This is a genomic window from Ruegeria sp. F5 (assembly GCF_056533845.1).
Genome location: NZ_JBQFOU010000001.1, coordinates 329,863 through 350,160 on the forward strand (window position 1 = coordinate 329,863; position 20,298 = coordinate 350,160).

The following is a 20,298-nucleotide window of genomic DNA, read 5'->3' on the forward strand; positions in this document are numbered from 1 at the left end:
TTTAACCGCGCCGTGCACATAACGCGCGCTCTTCGCTTTCAGTTGACTTGTTTGCAGGACCGGGACAGACATTTTGACATGCGTGCGCTCTTTTTCCTTCTCGGCCTGACCTTGCTGACCGGTGCTGCTTTTGCGCAGGACCGATCCGACGTCGAGCGGCAATTTCAGACCTGGCTGCAGAATACGGTCTGGCCGCAGGCCCGTGCCAAGGGTGTCTCACGCGATACGATGGATGACGCCTTGGGCGGCGTTTCGCTGAACTGGGACCTGCCCGATCTTGTGCCGCCCGGCAGCGCGCCGAAAACGCCCAAGACGCAGCGACAGGCCGAATTCGGCTCTCCGGGGCGGTATTTCAAGGCAAATACGGTGCAGGGGGCCACTTCGGTCGGGCGTCAGATGGCCAAACGGCACGCGGCAACGCTGGCGCGGGTCGAGGCGAAAACCGGCGTTCCGGCCCGCATCATTCTGGCGATCTGGGGTCGGGAAAGCGGCTATGGTCAGGTTCCGATCCGCCACGATGCGTTTCAGGTTCTGGCCACCAAGGGCTTCATGAGCACCCGCGCCGCTTATTTCGAGGCTGAACTGATAGCCGCCCTCCAGATTGCCGAGGCGGGCCATCTGCGCGGGCAGGCGATGAAAAGCAGTTGGGCCGGTGCGCTGGGGCAGCCGCAATTCATGCCGACCAGCTTTCTGACATATGCCGCTGACGGCAATGGCGATGGGCGGGCGGATATCTGGGGCTCGCCCGAGGATACCATCGCCTCGATCGGCAACTACCTCGCCCGCCATGGTTGGGTGTCGGGCCGCGATTGGGGGTTCGAGGTGACTGTGCCCAAGGCCGTTTCCTGCGCTTTGGAGGGGCCGGATCAGGGCAGGCCCATTCGGGACTGGGCGGACATGGGGATCACCCGCGTATCCGGCAAGCCCTTCCCCGCCCATGAATTGGCTGGAGAGGGCTATCTGATGATGCCAGCGGGCCGCAACGGTCCGGCCTTTGTCGTGACGCCGAACTTTTACGTTCTGAAGCATTACAACACGAGCGACCTTTATGCGCTGTTTGTCGGCCATGTGGGGGACCGCATCCAATATGGGGTCGGCAATTTCAGCGGGCGCTGGGGCAAGGTGGGCGGGCTTTACCGCTCGGACATTGCCGGGATGCAGGACGCGCTGGTCCGGCAGGGCCACGATGTTGGCGGGGTCGATGGGCTGCCGGGGTACAAAACCCGCCGATCCATCGGACGCTGGCAGGAGGCGACGGGCCAGACACCCACCTGTTTCCCCGAGGCCGGAATGAAAGCCCGGCTGGCCCCATAACGCCCCCACTGATTCGCCGATTACGGGTGCTTTTCTGAACCCATTCATCCCGCATGATATGTCAGCCTTCACAAAAATGTCATGATCGCGAGGCGTTTCAGAATTTTATTTCGAAAGCGCTGCCTGCCAAAGTTTCATTCAAACTTTGATCCCACAAAGACTCCAAAACCCTTTACCTTTGCCCAAAAAGCGGCACGTTCCGCACCAGTGAAAGAAAGCTTTCGCAGTTGAATTTCCGACATTGCCTGCCGCTGAGGGCCGAATTTTCTGACCCCACCGCGATCTAGATCAAAGCGAAGCTTAAGCAGATGCCGGAAACGCACAGGTAGACGAGCCCCGCCACAGCCGTGGCCCGGCTTCTGACACCAATAAATGGGAGTAAACACATGAACAGAACAATCCGAACCTCGTTGGCGGGGCTGATGACCTCGACCATGATCACTGGTGCCGCCTTTGCCGCAGGCACCCATCCCGTAACCGGTGAAGCATTGGCCGATGACCAGACCTTTACCTATCGCATCCTGGACGAGCACAGCTCGGTCGACCCACAGGTGGTCGAGGATGTGTCCGGCGCCGAGATCGTGCGTGACCTGTTTGAAGGTCTGATGAACCAGGACGAAGACGGCAATCTGGTGCCCGGTGTTGCCACGGCCTTTGAAGTCAATGACACCAAGGACGTCTACACGTTCACTCTGCGCGACGATGCCAAGTGGTCCAACGGCGACCCGGTAACCGCCGGTGATTTCGTTTTCGCGTGGAAACGTGCTGTCGATCCTGCCCTGTCCTCGCCCTATGCGTGGTTCATGGAGCTGATGTCGATCGAAAATGCTGCTGACATCATCGCGGGCAAAGCCTCGGTCGACGATCTGGGCGTCAAGGCCATCGACGACAAGACGCTGGAAGTCCGGCTGAGCGCCCCCCTGCCCTATTTCCCGCAGATGACCACACATTCGACCACCTTCCCTGCCCCGCAGAAAGTGATCGAAGAGTTTGGCGACGCGTGGACCAAGCCTGAAAACATTGTCTCGAACGGTGCATATGTTCTGACCGAGCATCTGCCGCAGGAACGTTCCGTGCGTGAACGCAACGAGATGTACTGGGGCAACGACAACACCATTATCGACAAAGTCGTATCGCTGGTCATCAACGATGAAAACGTCGCCCTGACCCGCTATCTGGCAGGCGAGCTGGACCGCACCGAAATCCCCGCAGGTCAGTTCCCGCGTCTGAGCCAGGAGCACCCGGAAGAGGCCATCAGCTTCCCGCGTCTGTGCAACTACTATTACACGTTCAACCTGTCCGAAGGTGGCCCCGAAGCCTTTAAAGACCCCAACGTCCGTCAGGCCCTGTCGCTGGCTGTTGACCGCGCGATCATCACCGAAAAGGTCATGGCCGGTGGCCAGCCGCAAGCCTATACCTTTGCGCCCGAGGCCACCGCAGGCTTCACCGTTCCGGCAGTCGAGATGGCGTCGATGAGCCAAGCCGAGCGGGACGAGCTGGCCAAGGAACTGCTGGCCGAAGCAGGCTACGGCCCCGACAATCCGCTGAGCTTCGAGATGGTGTACAACACCTCGGAAGACCACAAGAAGGTCGCCGTGGCGCTGAGCCAGATGTGGAAGCAGAAGCTGGGCGTTCAGGTCGAACTGGCCAACATGGAATGGAAAGTATTCCTGGAAGAGCGCGGCAACCAGAACTTCGATCTGGCCCGTGGCGCATGGTGTGGCGACTATAACGAAGCCTCGACCTTCCTCGACCTGCTGCAGTCGGATTCGGGTTACAACGACGGCAAATTCGCCAACACCCGCGTTGATGAACTGCTGGCCGAGGCCAAAACCTCGGACGATCCGGCACCGCTTTACACCGAGGTCGAGCGGATCATCGCGCAGGAAACCCCTGTGATCCCGATCTACCACTATGCCGGTGTCTACATGATGGACAGCGATGTGGGGAACTGGCCGGTGAACAACGTCGAGCAGAACTGGTACTCGAAAAACCTTTATAAGCTCGCCGAATAATCGTCTTTGGACCGCGCCCTGTCCCGGGATCGCCCGGGGCAGGGCCAAAAAACATGGGGGCAGAAAAAATGCTTGCCTATAGTGTGCGGCGACTGATGGTCGCCATTCCGACGATCCTGTTGCTGGTCGTCGCCTGTTTCTTCCTGATGCACGTCGCGCCCGGCGGCCCTTTCACCTCGGAACGGCCCTTGCCGCCGCAGGTTCTGGCCAATATCGAGGCGCGCTACGGGCTGGACCAGCCGCTGTGGAAGCAGCTTTGGGACTATCTGTACAACATCGTCGTGCATTTCGATTTCGGCCCGTCCTTCAAGTTCAAGGACCGGGACGTGAATGATATCATCGCGCAGGGCTTCCCGATCTCGCTGACCTATGGCTCGCTGTCGTTTCTGTTTGCGACCGCCATCGGTGTCGCGCTGGGGATTGCTGCTGCGATCAAGCACAACAGTTGGATCGACTATTTCGCTGTTGGTCTGGGCATTGCCGCGCAGGCGCTGCCGAACTTCATCATGGGCCCGATCCTGATCCTGACCTTCACCCTGTGGCTGGGCTGGTTGCCGGGCGGAGGCTGGCATGGCGGCCAATGGCAGTATCTGGTGATGCCGGTTATCGCGCTGGCCACGTCCTATATGGGCTCGATTGCGCGGATCACCCGGTCGTCGATGCTGGAGGTTCTGAACTCGAACTTCATCCGCACTGCGCGGGCCAAGGGCCTGCCGACCAGAACCGTGATCTGGCGGCATGCTCTGAAACCGACGCTGCTGCCTGTGGTGTCCTATCTGGGACCGGTCTTCGTCTATGTGCTGACCGGCTCGGTGTTTGTCGACATCTACTTTTCGACAGGTGGTCTGGGTCAGGCCTATGTGAACTCGGCGCTGGCGCGGGATTATGCGGTGCTGCTGGGGGTCACGATCCTCTATGGCACGCTGACCGTCATCGTGAACCTGCTGACCGACCTGGCCTATGCCTGGTTCGATCCGAAAATCCGTTACTGAGGGGCTGGCAAATGCTTGGAAAATCACAAAAAGCCGCCCATCTGGCCGAGGAAATCACCGATTACACGGCAATTCAGGGGCGTTCGCTGTGGCAGGACGCGCGGATGCGATTTGTCCGCAACAAGGCCGCGATGGCGAGTGTTTTCATCCTGGGCATGATCGTTCTGTTCACGATCCTCGGGCCCTACTTTGCGGTCTGGAACAACGAAGAGATCGACTGGAACGTCATGGGTGACGTGCGCGGCATGGGAATGCCATCGGTCGAGACGGGGCACTATTTCGGTGTCGATGATCTGGGGCGCGACCTGTACAGCCGCGTCATTCAGGCGACCACGACCTCGCTGCTGGTGGGTCTGATCGGGGCTGCGACGGCGCTGATCGTGGGCACCTGCTATGGAATCGCCGCCGGGTATATCGGCGGGCGCACCGACAGCGTGATGATGCGTTTCGTCGATATCCTGCTGGCGATTCCGGCGACGCTGGTCATCATCCTGCTGCTGGTCGTAGCGGGGCGGTCGTTCTTCATGCTGTTCATCGCGCTGGGAGCGGTGGGTTGGCTGACCATGGCGCGGATCGTGCGGGGGCAGACCCTGACGCTGAAAAACCGCGAGTTCATCGAGGCCGCCCGCGCCGCCGGTGTCAGCGAGTTCACCATCATGTACCGCCACATCCTGCCCAACCTGTTGGGCGTGGTGATCGTCTACGCCTCGCTGCTGGTGCCCGAGATGATCCTGACGGAAAGCTTCATCTCGTTCCTCGGACTTGGGATTTCGGAACCCTACACCTCGCTGGGGCGCCTGATCGCCGAAGGGGCCGGCACGATGAGTTACGGCACCCTGTGGCAGTTGATGTACCCCCTGACATTCTATGTCGCCATCATCATCACCATGTTCTTCATCGGTGATGGTCTGCGCGACGCTCTGGACCCGAAGGATCGCTGATATGAGTCTGTTTTCCGTAAAAGACCTGAGCGTCCGCTTCGACACCCCCGATGGCGTTGTCGAGGCCGTCAAAGGCACAAGTTTCGACATCAATCCCGGCGAATGCCTAGGCATCGTGGGCGAAAGCGGGTCGGGCAAAAGCCAGACTTTCATGGCCGCGATGGGCCTGCTGCCGCCTGCGGGTCGGGCCTCGGGGTCGGCCATGCTAAACGGCAAGGAAATTCTGAACCTGCCGGTGAACAAGCTGAACCAGATCCGCGGCGCCGATGTCGGCATGATCTTTCAGGACCCGCTAACCGCCTTGACCCCGCATCTGCGGGTCGGGCAGCAAATGCGCGAAGTGTTGCAGGTGCATGAGGGCCTGCAGGGTTCCGCCGCACAGGCGCGTTGCCTGGAATGGCTGGAGCGCGTGCGCATCCCCGAAGCGAAACGCCGTCTGGACCAGTATCCGCACGAGCTGTCGGGCGGGATGCGCCAGCGGGTGATGATCGCCATGTCGATGCTGTGCAACCCCAAGCTGCTGATCGCGGATGAGCCGACAACCGCGCTGGACGTGACCGTTCAGGCCGACATTCTGGACCTGATGGTGCGGCTGCAAAAGGATGAAGGCACCGCGATTGCCCTGATCACCCATGATATGGGCGTCGTCGCGCGGATGTGCGACCGCATTCAGGTGATGCGCATGGGCGAATTTGTCGAGGCTGGCGAAACGGGCGACATTTTCCGCGCGCCAAAGCACGACTATACCCGCACCTTGCTGGAAGCGATGCCCCGGATCGACGCGGGCGACGCCCCCAAGGCGCTGGCCAAGGTCGAAGACCCGTTGCTCAAGGTCGATGACGTCAAGGTGCATTTCCCGATCCATGTTTCTGGCGGGCTGTTCGGGCACAAAGTGCCGCTAAAGGCCGTTGACGGCGTCAGCTTTGACATCCGCAAGGGTGAAACTTTAGGCATCGTCGGGGAATCCGGCTGCGGCAAATCGACATTGGCGCGGGCGGTTCTGCAACTGATCGAACCCAGCGCGGGCAATGTCAGCTGGCTGGGTCATCCCATCGTGGGATTGAAACGGGCCGAGCTGAACAAGTACCGTAAGGACCTGCAGATCGTGTTTCAGGACCCGCTGGCCAGCCTCGATCCGCGCATGACGATCTCGGCATCGATTGCCGAACCGCTCAAGACTTATCGACCGGACCTGACCGACCGCGAGCGCAAAGAGATGGTCGCCGAGATGATGGAACGGGTGGGCCTGAAAGCAAATATGATCAACCGCTACCCGCATGAACTGTCCGGCGGGCAGAATCAACGTGTCGGCATCGCGCGGGCGATGATCAACAAACCCAAGCTGATCATCTGCGACGAGGCGGTTTCCGCCCTCGACGTGTCTATTCAGGCTCAGATCGTTGAATTGTTGCGGGAACTGCAACAGGAATTCGGGTTGTCGATGATCTTCATCAGCCACGATTTGTCAGTCGTTCGCGCGATCTCGAACCGGATCATGGTTCTGTATCTGGGACGTATTGTTGAACTGGGGGATGGCGAGGTCATCTGCTCGGACCCGATCCATCCCTACACGCAGTCCTTGATTTCCGCCGTGCCGATCCCGGACCCGGAGGTCGAGCGCACCCGACAGCGCCTGAAACTGCCGGGCGAACTACCCTCACCCATGGACCCAAAAGCGGCTTTACGCTTTCTGCCCAGTCGGTTGACGGCTGGCGAAACAAGCTATGTGCCGAAGCTGACCGAGGTCGCGCCCGACCATTTTGTAGCAGAACACGATCCGCTGGAACGGATCATGGGAACCGCCTGAAGGAACACCCCGAAACCGAAACGCCGGTTTCGGGGCTTTTTCTGCGCAAAGACATCGGCAAGGACCCACCGCATGTACTTTAAAGTTTGCACTCTGTGAACTTCGTTATTTAACTCAAGGCCACAAAGGTTAATTGTTGGTTTTGACTCACAAGCGCTCCGGTGGCACGATTTAACCGATTGGTGCCCGGTTTCACGGGCCTTGTTGATTGACCAGGCTTCGCAGCCTATTAGGAAGTCCCGGATGCTGTTTGCCCTTCCGGTTGAATATTGAGTTTGAGAGGCATCATGACACGCAAGGTCACCAAAGCGATTTTCCCGGTAGCAGGGCTGGGAACGCGTTTCCTTCCGGCAACGAAATCCGTTCCCAAAGAAATCATGACATTGGTGGACCGCCCGCTGGTACAATATGCCATTGACGAGGCGCGGGCCGCCGGGATCAAGGAATTCATCTTCGTCACCTCGCGGGGAAAATCCGCCCTCGAAGACTATTTCGACCACAATCTGGTGCTGGAACAGGAACTGAAGGCCAAGGGCAAGGACGAACTGCTGGAACGGCTCAACGCAACCAATATGGAAAGCGGGGCCATCGCTTACATCCGCCAGCACAAGGCGCTGGGACTGGGCCACGCCGTCTGGTGTGCACGTCGGCTGATCGCGGACGAACCCTTTGCGGTCATGCTGCCGGATGACGTGATCGCCGCAGACAAACCCTGCCTGCAGCAAATGATCGAAGCTTATGAGGAAACCGGCGGCAACATGGTCGCCGCGATGGAAGTGCCCACCGAGAAAACCAGTTCTTACGGCGTCTTGGACGTCGGTGACGCGGTAGGTTCGGTTGTCCGCGTCAACGGAATGGTGGAAAAGCCCAAGCCCGAACAAGCGCCCTCGAACCTGGCGGTGATCGGTCGCTACATCCTCAGCCCTTCGGTGCTGGACAACCTGAACGACAAAAAAGCCGGCAGCGGCGGAGAAATCCAGCTGACCGACGCGATTGCACAGGACATCGACAACGATGTGCCGGTCTTCGGATACAAATTCAGCGGTCAGCGCTTTGACTGCGGATCGAAATCGGGCTTTCTGCAGGCGACCGTGGCCTTTGCGCTCGCCCGCGACGACCTGCGCGACGATCTGGGGCAATTTCTGCACGATATCGTTGCGACAGGACAGGCGGCGCAATAAACCGGATGTCCGTTTACCTTACTGCGATTAAAGCGGTAAAACCCGCCAACAACAGCGCAGGGGTTCGTGCAAAATGAAAACTGTCTATCCCGTCATTCTTTGCGGTGGGTCCGGCACCCGTTTGTGGCCACTGTCGCGCAAAAGTTATCCCAAACAGTTTGTGCCTCTGCTGGGCGAGACGAGCCTGTTGCAGGACTGCGCCGAGCGCATGCGCGGACCGGTCAACGCACCCTATGCAAAACCACTAATCCTGACCAACGAGGCCTTTCGCTTTGTGGTGCCCGAGCAGTTGACGGCCATTGGCATCGACCCGGGTCCGGTCCTGATCGAACCAGAGGGGCGGAATACGGCGCCTGCCGTGCTGGCCGCAGCGTTGCACCTTGCAACCAGCGATCCGGACGCGGTGATGCTGGTCGCGCCTTCCGATCACGTCGTACCGGACAAATCCGCCTTTCATCAGGCCGTCTCTACGGGTGTTGAGGCCATCGAAGCGCGCCGTGATCTCGTGACCTTTGGCATCACACCTGACCGGCCCGAAACGGGATACGGTTATCTCAAACTGCGCCATGCCCCGGACGCGAGCGGTACGGCCGTGCCGTTGGACAGGTTCGTCGAAAAACCCGATCTGGAAACCGCCGGGATGATGGTTGAAGACGGAAGCTATTTGTGGAATTCGGGCATCTTCCTCTTTGGTGTGCAGGACATCATCGCAGCCTTTGAAGAACACGCCTCTGCCCTCATCGATCCCGTGAAACAGGCCGTAGCCGATGCCAGGGCCGATCTGGGATTTTTGCGGCTTGACCCAGAAGCGTGGGCGGGCGTTGCAGATATCTCGATCGACTATGCAGTGATGGAAAAGGCCAACAACCTCAGCGTTGTTCCTTACGCGGCGGGTTGGTCCGACGTTGGCAGCTGGTCCGCAGTTCAGGAACTGAGCCATCCCGATACAGATGGCGTTGCCACAACCGGTGAGGTCACAACGATCGATTGCTACAACGTTCTGGTTCGCTCGGAATCGCCTTCGCAAGAGGTGGTCGCGCTTGGGGTCGAGAACATGATTGCGGTCGCCATGCCCGATGCGGTGCTGGTCGCTAGTATGGACAAGGCGCAGGACGTCAAACAGGCGGTAGCTGCGCTCAAGGCCAAAGGCGCGAAGCAGGCAGAAGAACTGCCGGTGGATCATCGCCCCTGGGGTTGGTTCGAAAGCCTGGTGATCGGGGACCGGTTTCAGGTCAAACGCATACACGTGCATCCCGGCGCGTCGCTGAGCCTGCAATCGCATCATCACCGCTCGGAACACTGGATCGTTGTAGAAGGCACGGCCAAGGTCACGATTGACGATGATGAACGGCTGGTGACCGAGAACCAGTCGGTCTACATCCCGCTTGGCGCTGTTCACCGGATGGAGAATCCGGGCAAGGTTCCCATGGTTCTGATCGAAGTGCAGACCGGTACCTATCTGGGCGAAGACGACATCATCCGGTACGAAGACATCTACGCCCGCAGCTGAGGCAGGGAACCGCGCGCGGGTCTTTGCCTTGGATTTGCACCCAAATTCTTAGCAATACGTAACCCGGACGTCCGCTCCGGTCAGACAGGATTCAGGCGCGTCACTGCAGGTTGGCGCGCAACAGAAGTGTCAGACCGACAGCCACAGGGGGACGCCCGTGTCACAGAACTCTCCCCGATTGAACCTGCCTTTCCTGCAACCCTCGCAGGCGCAGAAGCATGTCACGCATAACGAGGCCCTGCGCCGGTTGGATCTGGTGGTGCAACTGAGCGTCCTCTCGGTCAACGGCACCACGCCGCCCCCTGCGCCGGATCAGGGCGAGTTGCATGCGTTAGGATCATCCCCCGGCGGCGACTGGAGCGGGCACCCGAATGAGCTTGCCGCGTGGCTGGACAACGCCTGGCATTTTGTGACACCGGATACCGGCTGGCGCGTTTGGGATCAGGCGAGCGGTCAGCTCAAGGTCTGGGATGGGACCGCATGGATCGATCCGCCGGTCGCGACCCAAAATCTGGCAGGTGTGGGCATTGCAACCACCTATGACACTACCAATCGGCTGTCGGTCAGCAGCCCAGCAACCCTGCTGAGCCATGAGGGTGCAAGTCATCAATTAAAGATCAACAAGGCGGATACGGGCGATACCGCCTCACTGCTGTTTCAGTCGAACTGGACCGGCCATGCCGAGATGGGCCTGTCCGGCGGCACCGGGTTTTCCATAAAGGTTTCGCCAGACGGCGGCAGCTGGACCCAGGCGCTGGCGTTTGATCCCACCACCGGAACCGCAAGCGGGGCGGCGGTTCAGGCCAGCCCGGATGACACCACAACCGGTCGTCTGATGCGCGCGGATTATGGCTATGGGCCCGGCAATCTGCTGGGGTCGGTGTCCGAAAACTCGGGCATCCCGACCGGTGCCGTAATCGAGCGCGGCAGCAACGCAAATGGCGAATTTGTCCGGTTCGCGGATGGCACGCTAATCTGCACTGCCGAACTGAGTGCTGTGGCCTGCACCACAGGCGAGGGCGCGCTTTTTGCAAGCACCTCAACAACATGGGACTTTCCGGTGGCATTCGCCGCAGCCCCCGCTGTCAGCGGCAGCGGCGGGGCTTCGGGGCGGTTCCTTGGCTTTGATGCGCCGTCGGCGTCGCAAGTGGCCTGCAAAGTTCTCTCTGCCGTCTCGGACGCCGGGACTCAGTCACCGACCGCCATCGCGATTGGTCGCTGGTTCTAACTGCCGTAGCCGCCCGGCCCCGGTGGTCGGGCGGCTATTTGGCGCGCAAACTCTGATCGGACTGCTCAAGAAACCACGCATAGGTGTCGCAAAGCCCGTCTTCGAGCCCGATGCTGGCGCGCCATCCCATATCTCCAAGGCGGGACACATCCATCAGCTTGCGCATTGTCCCGTCCGGCTTTGACACATCCTGCGTGATCCGGCCCGAGAAGCCGACAGTTTCCGCCACCAGCGCCGCCAGTTCGGCAATCGAGATATCCTCGCCACAGCCCACGTTGATATGGCTCAGCATGGGCAAAGTGTTGGCAGTGTAGACATCGCGCGGCAGGTTGAGCACGAACAGAGACGCCTCAGCCATGTCATCCACATGCAGGAACTCGCGCCGGGGTTTGCCGGTGCCCCAGATGATCACCTCGTCCAGACCGTCCCGTTTGGCTTCGTGGAACCGGCGGATCAGGGCAGGCAGGACATGGCTGTTTTCGGGGTGGAAATTGTCGCCAGGCCCATACAGGTTCGTCGGCATGACCGAGCGGTAATCGACCCCGTGCTGCCGGTTGTAGCTTTCGCACAGCTTGATCCCGGCGATTTTTGCCACCGCGTAGGGTTCATTTGTGGGTTCCAGAATGCCGGTCAAAAGGGCATCTTCGCGCATGGGCTGCGCCGCCTCGCGCGGATAGATGCAGGAACTGCCCAGTTGCAGCAGGGTCTTCACACCTGCCGCAAACGCCTGATGGATCACGTTGCATTCGATCATCAGGTTTTCATAAATGAAATCAGCCGGGTAAGTGTTGTTGGCGTGAATGCCACCGACTTTTGCAGCGGCCAGAATGACCACATCCGGCTGTTCGGCCTGCATGAAATCGCGCACTGCTGCTTGGTCCGTCAGATCCAGTTCAGAATGCCTGCGGGTGACAAGCTTCAGCGCTTCGCCGGCGGCCTGCCGTTTTTGCAACCGGCGCAGGATCGCGCCGCCAACCATGCCGCGGTGCCCGGCTATGTATATCTTGCGCATGCGGCCCTCCTCAGCCGTTTTCCAGACTGACCGGCAATGCGAACCCATGCTCTTTCAACAGCGCATGGCGTTTTGCTGTCTTGAGGTCTTCGGACACCATTTCGGCGCACATTTCCTGCACCGTCAGTTCCGGTTCCCAGCCCAGTTTGGTTTTGGCATTGGTCGGATCACCCAGCAGCGTTTCCACCTCGGCCGGTCGGAAATATTGCGGGTCGATGCGCATGATCACATCCCCCGGCTTCAGCGCGGGCGCGTTGTCGCCGTCGATGGCGGCGACCGTTGCGACCTCATCCACACCACTGCCGGTGAACTCCAGCGAGATACCAAGCTCGGCCGCCGACCATTCGATGAACTGACGCACCGAGTATTGCTTGCCGGTGGCAATTACAAAATCTTCCGGCGCGTCCTGCTGGAGCATAAGCCACTGCATCCGCACATAATCCTTGGCGTGGCCCCAATCGCGCAGACTGTCGATATTGCCCATATACAGACAGTCTTCGAGCCCCTGCGCGATATTGGCCAGTCCGCGTGTGATTTTGCGGGTCACAAAGGTCTCACCCCGGCGCGGGCTTTCGTGGTTGAACAGGATGCCGTTGCAGGCATACATGCCATAAGCCTCGCGATAGTTCACCGTGATCCAATAGGAATACAGCTTGGCAACCGCGTAGGGCGAGCGTGGATAAAACGGCGTCGTCTCGCGCTGCGGGGTTTCCTGCACCAGACCGTAAAGCTCGGATGTCGAGGCCTGATAGAACCGCGTTTTGCCCTCGAACCCCAGAAAGCGGATCGCCTCGAGCAGGCGCAGGGTGCCGATGGCGTCGACATCCGCTGTATACTCTGGCGCTTCAAAGCTGACCGCGACGTGGGATTGTGCACCCAGGTTGTACACTTCATCCGGCTGAACCTCGCGAATGATGCGGGTCAGGTTCGAGGTGTCGCTCAGGTCGCCATAATGCAGCCGCAGCTTGGGGTTCGGCTCGTGCGGGTCCTGATAGATATGATCGATGCGCTGCGTGTTGAACGAGGACGCCCGCCGCTTGATCCCATGAACTTCATAGCCTTTTTCCAGAAGGAACTCGGCCAGGTACGATCCGTCCTGCCCGGTGATACCGGTAATCAATGCCGTCTTGGTCATGGTTTGCCTCACAAAACTCGTGCGCCGATGTGGTGTCTCAAAAACAGCAAGAACCGTTGGAATGCAAGCCAAGGCCGCTATCGGGCATTGAAACTGACGGCGGTTTCTTTGAATGTAGGCGCGCCGTCGGCGGTATTAGGTAAGAAGGACTTTGTTGAATGCGTATTGCGATGATCGGCACGGGCTATGTCGGCTTGGTGTCGGGCGTGTGTTTTTCGGATTTCGGTCATGAGGTGATTTGCGTCGATAAGGCCGACCAGAAAATTCAGATGCTGCAGGCTGGCAAAGTTCCGATCTATGAGCCGGGGCTGGATGTGCTGATGGCCAAGAACGTTGCAGCCGGGCGTCTGAGCTTTACCACCGATCTGGCTGCGGCCGTGGACGGCGCGGATGCGGTGTTCATTGCCGTGGGCACGCCGACGCGGCGTGGCGATGGCCATGCGGACCTGACCTATGTGATGGCCGCCGCCGAAGAGATCGCAAATGCCGTGACCGGCTACACCGTGATCGTGACGAAATCCACGGTACCGGTTGGCACGAACCGCAAGGTGCATCAGGTTGTTGCCGCGACCAATCCGGATGCGGATTTCGACGTCGCCTCGAACCCCGAGTTTCTGCGCGAAGGCGCGGCGATCGACGATTTCATGCGCCCTGACCGGGTGGTCGTCGGCATCGAAAACGACCGCGCGGCCGAGGTGATGGCGGAAATCTACCGCCCGCTTTACTTGCGCGACTTCCCGATCCTGACCACCGATCTGGAAAGCGCCGAGATGATCAAATACGCCGCCAACGCGTTTCTGGCGACCAAGATCACCTTCATCAACGAAATCGCGGGCCTGTGCGAGCGTGTTGGCGCGGATGTCAAAGAGGTCTCGCGCGGGATCGGGCTGGATGGCCGCATCGGCAACAAGTTCCTGCATGCAGGGCCGGGCTATGGCGGCTCGTGCTTTCCCAAGGACACAACCGCTCTGGCCCGGATCGGTCAGGAATTTGCCCATCCGATGCAGATCACCGAGACGGTCATGCGGGTCAATGACGAGGTCAAGAAGCGGATGGTCGATAAAATCCGCGCGGTTTGCGACGACAGTTTCAACGGCAAGACCGTGGCTGTGCTGGGCGTGACCTTCAAACCCAACACGGACGACATGCGTGATGCGCCCTCGCTGACCATCGTGCCCGCCCTGATCGGTGGCGGCGCAAAGGTGCGCGTGGTTGATCCTCAGGGCCGGTCCGAAGGCGAGGCCTTGCTGCCCGGTGTGGAGTGGATGGATGACCCCTATACCGCTGCTGAGGACGCGGATGTCGTGGTCCTGCTGACCGAATGGAACGAGTTTCGGGCCTTGAAGCTGACCGATCTGTCTGGCGCGATGAGAACCCCCCGCATGGTCGATTTGCGTAACATCTACTCGAAAAGCAAAGCGCTGAGTTCCGGGTTCGCGACCTATGTAGGCGTCGGGCGCTGAATCCGCCCGGCCTATTCGGCCAGCCAGATCTTGCGCCGCCGTTCCTTGACCAGCTCATTGCCGTCTTCGGTCCCGTCGTGGAACGTGTTGAACCATTCGTCCCACGGCGTCTCCCACGTGCCGTAGTTGCAGTCGAAGAACCGGTGGTGCAGTTGGTGAAAGAAATCGCCCAGCTGAAACTTCGCCTTGTTGCCCAGCTTCACATGCTCGAACCCCGCGTGCGAGGTCGGCGCGCCGATCCCGTGATGGAACAGCAGAAAGATCGCATGGATCGGGTGGGCGGGCAGCAGGAAGAAGATCATCGTGTCGAACATCAGGAAAAAGCTTTCGACCGGATGCATCGCCAGCCCGGACCAGGGGCCGGTGTTGATGTTGCGGTGATGCCAAGCGTGCACCTTGGTATAAAGCGGCCCCACATGCAGCAACCGATGCAGCCAGTAGAAATGGAAGCCCGCCCAGATCGGAACAAAGATCACCATCACGACAAACCAAACCGGGTTGCTGTCGAAGGTGATCATCGTCGCCCAGCCATTGGCATAGGAATAAAGGATCAGGCACTCCCAGAATGTCCAGAATGTCAGGGCAGGCCCGAGCGTCCAGAACATGTTGTCCCAGACCTGATTTTTGAAGGTAAAGACCTTGGCCCCTTTCATCATCGGGCGCATGTCATAGCGGTATTCGTCCTGCTGGGTGCGGAACTTCCACAAGGCAAGATGCAAGCCGCCAGCCACCACCATCAGGATGCAGAAATTGCGGAACCAAATCTCTGCGACCCAGTCCCAACTGAAGGTTTCGATCCGCGCCAGTGACGGCGTCAGAAAAGTCCACGTGATGATGGCAAAGACGAACAGAAACGCCCGCAGTGCCAGCGGATTCCAGCTTTGCAGCAGGTATCTGAGCGTCGCCAGAGGTTTCATCGGCCAGTCCCAATAGGGCGAGGTCTGGATCGGCAGTTGCGGTGTGTAGTTCCAGATTTTCCGCTTGGGGCGCGGTGGCAGGGCAGGTTGGGGCATGGCGTGGCATCCGTTCTGATCGCTGACTGCAACCATAGGCCGCCCGCGCGAAAGCTCAGAACGTATAGTCTTGCCCGTGAGGATAAGTTTTGCTTAGCCTGATCGCATGACAACCCGCATCCCCTCGCTCAACTGGCTCCGCGTGTTCGAGGCCGCCGCCCGCACCGAAAGCTTCTCGCGCGCGGCGAGCCAGTTGAACATGTCCGCCGCCGCTGTCAGCCAGCAGGTCAAGGCTTTGGAAACCCGGCTTGGAACACCTCTGTTTCATCGACACGCCCATGCGGTAACCCTGACCGAGGCAGGCCGAGCCTATCTGCCCTCGGTCCAGCAATCGCTTCTGATGCTGGAAACGGCGACGACCGGACTGTTTGGCGAAACACGCGAACAGAGGCTTTATGTGCAGTCCGTTCTGCTGTTCGCCCATGGCATTCTGGCTAGCGGATTACCCGAGTTTCAGCGCGCGCAGCCCCAGATCAACCTGTCGCTGTCCACCGGCAACCTGATCGCGGACTTCGCCAACCGGTTCACCGATCTGCAGATCGTGTTCGGCAACCCCGCCCTGTTCAGCACCGAAGGCGACGAGCTGCTGCGCGAGCGTCTGTATCCCGTGGCCCCGCCCCACATTGCGGCTGCGATCAACTCGCCACAAGACCTGTTTCAATTCACCCTGATCGAGGTTTCAACCCACCGCGCAAGCTGGCTACACCTGTTTGAAACATTGCGACTGCCAGCAGGACAGGCGCGGTATTTCTTTGCCGACAATTCCCTGATGGCCGCGGAACTCTCAGCCTGCGGCGGCGGAATTGCCCTGGCGCGCGCCCCGGCATCGGACCGGATCATGGAACTGTCGGGGCTTGTGCCCTGCCTGCCGGGGGTCGAGGTATCCGGGCAGGAAGCCTATCACCTGATCTATCCCTCGCGCGCCTCTCTGCGCCCCTCGGCGCGGGTGTTTCGGGATTGGTTGCTGGATTACAGCGCCGCCGTCCAGACCCGATAGCGCCCCTGCCCTGTGACCTCGCGGATCAGGTTGCGCCGGGTGAACCGGTCGATATTGCGCTGCACCGCTGCACGGGACGCTCCGGTCAGTTCCTCGGCCAAAGGGGCCGATACCATGGGCCATGCGGTCAGAACATCGATCAGGCGCGGCGGTGTCCGGCCGCTCAGGTCTTCGACCGCCTCGCGCGCGCGGACCTCCCAGGCGCTCACCCTGTCGAGATGCAGCAGAGCCGCCAGCACCGCCTGCCCTACCCCCTGCAACCAGGCTGACAGCTTTTCATGTGGCTCGCCCACCCCGCGCAGCGCACCCGGCCCCGACAAGGCCAGAGGCATGAACAGCGCCCCGCCCCGACCCATCGATGCCGCGTGCCGGGCGGCGACGATGGCGGCCTCGGTATCCTGCCCGATGCCCTGCGACAGCGCACGCCAGGCGTGAAAGGCGATTGCGGCCTGTGTCACCGGGTGCAGACCTTCTGCGTTGCGCATGACCTCGGCCAGATCCGCGACCGTTTCGGGCACCTCTTCGATGCCCTGCGCCATCCGGTCCAGAAAAGCGGTCAATCCACCCTCCCACCCACCGACCGAGGGCGCGGCCCCGCCGGTCAGACGCCGCACCGCCCATCCGGCGCGGAACAGGGCCTGTACATCGTCTCCGGTCGCGCCGATCCGCAACCCGGTCCACAGCGCAAGGCGATCCACGCTGATCCGGTCGCCCGTCCACCAGCCCAGATCGGACACATCCATCAGGGCCAGACGATGCGTCCACCCTTCGGGCCCCGCCCGCAATCGTTCGTCCAGCGCACCGAAAGTCAGGGCAACATCGGCCAGTTCAGCCGACAGCCCGTCTTGCGCGGCGCGCCAGTCACGCGGGTCGAACAGCGTTCGGGTGTCGGCGCGCGGCCCCGGCGGTAGAAACGCGTCCTGCGGCCCTTCATCTTCGGGGGGGAGAAACCAGAGGTCCTCTTCTTCCGAAGGGTCCGCGTCATAAATGCTCCGAGGCCCCAGATCCTCGGCCTCGTCATCCGGTTCGGGCATGACACGTTTCGACTTCATACCCGGTATTCTTTGGGCATTTTCGCCGCTTCACAAGGGGTTTTCTGTCAGCCCGAGAAGGATTGCATCAGAACGTCCAGTTCACCACCCAAATCTGTCTGCGCGTCGCCCCCCAACAGCATGTACCCATAGCCGTCCTGCGCCCAGGTCGCGGTCGCCAACCCGCTGAGAACCGCGTGTTTGACGTCCTTGTTCGGGGCCGCCGGACCCTGACGGATGACACAGAAGGCGAAGGGCTGGCCCTGGTCGTCGGCGAAAACGATCTGGACCAACGGCTTGCCTTTGAACGACAGAACCTGCGCCCGTTTCAGGTTCAGCCCCGGCAATCCCTCCAGCGTCTCGCGGTTCAGGGGGCGGCCCAGACGCTGTTCCGCCTGCGCGAACTGCGTGTCCAGCAAGGCAGGCGTGCTATCCAGCGCCGCAATGGTTTCGGGCGCATAGAGGGACTGGTAGATCGCGGCCTGTTCGGCCCACCCCATCGGGACCGGGCGGGTCGCCCAGAAGGTCAGCGCCACAGCGGCATTCGCGGCGCAGGCTGCAACGGCAACCAATCGAAGAACACCGCCGGTGCGCGCGGGTTCTGGCAGGTCGATGACCGGGGTATCCGACGGCAGCTTTTCGAATACCCCAAGAACCACGGGGGCAAACGGATCAAGCGCCATCAAACGCTGCTCAAGCTCGGCATCATCCTCTACCGCAGCCTCGATGGCATGGCACTGGTCCTCATCCAATGTGCCTTCCAGATAGGCCAGAAGTGTGTCGTCAGAGACCTTCATTTGCCACTCCGTTGCGCGGCCCCGGCCGCATCGTGCTGCATCACGGTTTTCAGCGCCCGCCGGGCATTCGACAGCCGGCTCATGATCGTGCCGATGGGAACCTCCAGCAGCGCGGCGGCTTCGCGGTAGCTGTACCCTTCGACGAAGACGAGCATAACCGTTTCGCGCTGCGCCTCTGGCAGGTGCATCACCTGTGTAAACACTTCAGACGCGAAAATATTCGTCTCGGCATCGACCCCGGGGGCGACCAGATCGGCCTCGGGCGTCACCGACAGCGCCTGCGCCCGCCGAACCGACCGCGCGCGCACCTCGTTCAGCCAGATCGAGCGGCAGATCGTCATCAGCCAACTGTCCAGCCGGTCAAAGGATGTCACCTGATGATGCCGTTCCAACGCCCTCAGGCATGTGGCCTGCACCAAATCATCTGCCACATCCGACGCACCCGACAGTGCAAGAGCAAACCGCCAGACGCGCCTCGAATGCGTCTGCACCGCGCGCCGGACGGCTTGTTCGGAACTGATCTTGCTGCTCATGGACTAATGCGCGACCTATTTGTGCATCACGGGCGCCGCCCGTGCGATCAGGATTGACACACTGGGTTGGGGAAAGAAAAGAAACTTATACTAGGGCTTTCCGTCACCATTTGGGCACCATCACCGCAAGCTTGCCCCAAGCAACCTAATTCGGGCTGCGGGCCAGAACACTTTCCAGATCCTGCCGCTCAAAGACACTCAGGCTCGTGCGTCTGGAGCAGTTGACAATGCGTACACCCAGTTTCTCTGCTTCCGAGCGGGCCTTTGCATAGGATACCTCAAGAACATGCAAATTTGGCGAGTGCCATTTTTCACCCGGAGGGCGATATAACGGGTGAAAATGGTTCTGCTCTCCGTCGCTGATCATGACACCCTTTTCACCTTCCGAGACTTTACCGTCGGTGTATTGGTGGTCCAATCCCAGCAGGCAGACTTCTGTGAAGCCCATTGCAATCGCCAGTTGTATCTCGGTGTAAACAATCGTCGATCCCCAGCCAACTCCGCCGGTCAGGTCTGGATTGAATTTCGGGAATTCGGGATCGTCCAACGGGTTATCCCAGTATTTTGGTGGGATCGTGGGAAAACAAATCGCGCCATCAAATCTTTTGATGTCAGAGAACATATTGGCGGGAAAAAGTTTCTCGCATCCCGACAGTTTTTGTATTTCATCAAGGCATTGGGTGAAAACCAGTTTGTCCTCAACACAATAGAAACTGGGGCGCCAGGATGTTTGATCGTAAATCAGAGAGATCTTATTGGAAGCGAATGATATCTCATCCTTTATCTTTTCAAGGTCCGCCGCAGTAAGGCTTGGGCCGTTGCCAATGACAAAACACCTTTGCCCTGCATACTTGCCGGTTATTCCCTTCAGGTAATCTTTGTCCCGCTTGCTGACATGAGAGTAAATTCTGGCGCGATACCCGGGCACAAACGCACGCCGCAACTCTCTTTTAATTTTCCAAAATGGAATCATGGTAAATAAGCGACCTCCAAACTGGATAATTCTTGCGCGGCCTGCGGATCTTGTGACAACGCGACTATGGGAGCAAAGCGCAGAAATCCGCTGATCGAAATGCTTTATAGCAACCAAGACCGGGAAGTCCACGCGGCAGCGCGACCATGGTATCGGGCTGGAAATACGCGCGGCGTTGGGCACAAGTCGCAGGCCCTGTGGCAAACGCCGTCGGGGCGCTGCCGCAAGACAAGCCTTGGGGTATGGATCGTCCTTGGCGGCGCCCAAACGGTTGCGCCGTATAAACCGGCGCTTGGCGAATCTGATGGTTTTTTGCGCGGTTTTCCGCCTCTGATCCATGTCGTTTGGTTGCGTTG

General features: G+C 60.0%; 17 protein-coding genes. 10 read left to right on the top strand and 7 right to left on the bottom strand.

Annotated features, from left to right (window positions below; translation table 11 throughout):
- The first annotated feature begins 78 nt into the window (after positions 1-78).
- From ACR0K1_RS01400 to ACR0K1_RS01435, 8 genes are all read left to right on the top strand, one after another.
- Positions 79-1,314 carry a lytic murein transglycosylase gene (locus ACR0K1_RS01400; protein WP_480848311.1) on the top strand — a complete coding sequence of 412 codons (1,236 nt, stop codon included), beginning with the start codon at positions 79-81 and terminating at the stop codon, positions 1,312-1,314.
- 386 nt (positions 1,315-1,700) lie between these two features.
- Positions 1,701-3,329, top strand: coding sequence for a peptide ABC transporter substrate-binding protein (locus ACR0K1_RS01405; protein WP_480611520.1), 1,629 nt, complete (start codon positions 1,701-1,703; stop codon positions 3,327-3,329).
- A 68-nt stretch (positions 3,330-3,397) separates the two neighbouring features.
- Entirely contained in the window at positions 3,398-4,321 is a 924-nt protein-coding gene (gene oppB, locus ACR0K1_RS01410; protein ID WP_480611519.1) for an oligopeptide ABC transporter permease OppB, read from the top strand.
- Between the two features lie 11 nt (positions 4,322-4,332).
- Positions 4,333-5,262, top strand: coding sequence for an ABC transporter permease subunit (locus ACR0K1_RS01415; protein WP_480611518.1), 930 nt, complete (start codon positions 4,333-4,335; stop codon positions 5,260-5,262).
- A gap of 1 nt (position 5,263) precedes the next feature.
- Entirely contained in the window at positions 5,264-7,069 is a 1,806-nt protein-coding gene (locus ACR0K1_RS01420; RefSeq protein WP_480611517.1) for an ABC transporter ATP-binding protein, read from the top strand.
- Between the two features lie 287 nt (positions 7,070-7,356).
- A complete protein-coding gene (gene galU, locus ACR0K1_RS01425) occupies positions 7,357-8,250 on the top strand; it encodes a UTP--glucose-1-phosphate uridylyltransferase GalU (protein ID WP_480611516.1) in 894 nt (297 codons plus the stop codon).
- Between the two features lie 73 nt (positions 8,251-8,323).
- Positions 8,324-9,760, top strand: a complete 1,437-nt coding sequence (locus ACR0K1_RS01430) for a mannose-1-phosphate guanylyltransferase/mannose-6-phosphate isomerase (protein ID WP_480848314.1) — start codon at positions 8,324-8,326, stop codon at positions 9,758-9,760.
- Between the two features lie 157 nt (positions 9,761-9,917).
- Positions 9,918-10,988, top strand: a complete 1,071-nt coding sequence (locus ACR0K1_RS01435) for a DUF2793 domain-containing protein (RefSeq protein ID WP_480848317.1) — start codon at positions 9,918-9,920, stop codon at positions 10,986-10,988.
- Between the two features lie 34 nt (positions 10,989-11,022).
- Here the strand turns inward: ACR0K1_RS01435 and fcl are convergent, their stop codons facing one another.
- The gene (gene fcl, locus ACR0K1_RS01440; protein WP_480611513.1) at positions 11,023-12,000 is read right to left on the bottom strand and encodes a GDP-L-fucose synthase; all 978 of its coding nucleotides are present in this window, start codon (positions 11,998-12,000) and stop codon (positions 11,023-11,025) included.
- Between the two features lie 10 nt (positions 12,001-12,010).
- On the bottom strand, positions 12,011-13,135 hold the full coding sequence (gene gmd, locus ACR0K1_RS01445) for a GDP-mannose 4,6-dehydratase (protein ID WP_480848319.1): 1,125 nt from the start codon (positions 13,133-13,135) through the stop codon (positions 12,011-12,013).
- A gap of 158 nt (positions 13,136-13,293) precedes the next feature.
- Between gmd and ACR0K1_RS01450 the strand changes: the two genes are divergently transcribed.
- Positions 13,294-14,598, top strand: coding sequence for a UDP-glucose dehydrogenase family protein (locus ACR0K1_RS01450; RefSeq protein WP_480611511.1), 1,305 nt, complete (start codon positions 13,294-13,296; stop codon positions 14,596-14,598).
- Between the two features lie 11 nt (positions 14,599-14,609).
- Here the strand turns inward: ACR0K1_RS01450 and ACR0K1_RS01455 are convergent, their stop codons facing one another.
- Positions 14,610-15,611 (bottom strand): sterol desaturase family protein, encoded by a 1,002-nt coding sequence (locus ACR0K1_RS01455; protein ID WP_480611510.1) that lies wholly within the window; start codon positions 15,609-15,611, stop codon positions 14,610-14,612.
- 106 nt (positions 15,612-15,717) lie between these two features.
- Between ACR0K1_RS01455 and ACR0K1_RS01460 the strand changes: the two genes are divergently transcribed.
- Positions 15,718-16,608, top strand: a complete 891-nt coding sequence (locus ACR0K1_RS01460) for a LysR family transcriptional regulator (RefSeq protein WP_480611509.1) — start codon at positions 15,718-15,720, stop codon at positions 16,606-16,608.
- On the opposite strand, the gene ACR0K1_RS01465 is transcribed toward ACR0K1_RS01460, so the two are convergent.
- The 4 genes from ACR0K1_RS01465 to ACR0K1_RS01480 all read right to left on the bottom strand — a co-directional run bounded on the left by ACR0K1_RS01465 (position 16,581) and on the right by ACR0K1_RS01480 (position 20,281).
- On the bottom strand, positions 16,581-17,660 hold the full coding sequence (locus ACR0K1_RS01465; RefSeq protein WP_480611508.1) for a helix-turn-helix domain-containing protein: 1,080 nt from the start codon (positions 17,658-17,660) through the stop codon (positions 16,581-16,583). The two genes, ACR0K1_RS01460 and ACR0K1_RS01465, sit on opposite strands and share 28 nt — an antisense overlap.
- A gap of 47 nt (positions 17,661-17,707) precedes the next feature.
- Positions 17,708-18,436, bottom strand: a complete 729-nt coding sequence (locus ACR0K1_RS01470) for a hypothetical protein (RefSeq protein ID WP_480848323.1) — start codon at positions 18,434-18,436, stop codon at positions 17,708-17,710.
- Entirely contained in the window at positions 18,433-18,969 is a 537-nt protein-coding gene (locus ACR0K1_RS01475; protein WP_480611506.1) for an RNA polymerase sigma factor, read from the bottom strand. The genes ACR0K1_RS01470 and ACR0K1_RS01475 overlap by 4 nt, the downstream gene beginning before the upstream one ends.
- Before the next feature lie 145 nt (positions 18,970-19,114).
- Positions 19,115-20,281: a motility associated factor glycosyltransferase family protein gene (locus tag ACR0K1_RS01480; protein ID WP_480848326.1), complete on the bottom strand. Its 1,167-nt coding sequence runs from the start codon at positions 20,279-20,281 to the stop codon at positions 19,115-19,117.
- Positions 20,282-20,298 lie beyond the last annotated feature (17 nt).